The organism is Citrobacter sp. Cpo109, from assembly GCF_030332565.1.
GTDB classification, from domain to species: Bacteria; Pseudomonadota; Gammaproteobacteria; order Enterobacterales; family Enterobacteriaceae; genus Citrobacter; species Citrobacter portucalensis.
In genome coordinates, this window is record NZ_JAOWHQ010000006.1 from 1 (window position 1) to 232 (window position 232).

The window sequence follows — 232 nt, forward strand, 5'->3', positions numbered from 1 at the left end:
CTGAAATATTCCCACGTCTGCGGATAGGCTTTGGTGTCAAAATAGTGCGTCAGGCAGCGCTGGTGGTAGTTTGTCACCACACCACTGACCTTTATCAGCGGGGCTGGCGGGGGCAGTACCGGGTCCGGTGGCATATCGGCCAGCGCTTTTGCCAGCTGCTTTTCTTCACGATACAGTTCCGCCAGCCGTTTTTTATACTCCTTCTTGCCTTCCGATTCATAGTGCGCAATGG

Annotated in this window: 1 pseudogene; it reads right to left on the reverse strand. The window is 54.3% G+C overall.

Going from position 1 to position 232, the window contains the following annotated elements:
- Positions 1-232, reverse strand: a pseudogene (locus OGY71_RS00035) (putative type VI secretion system effector); the annotation flags it as partial.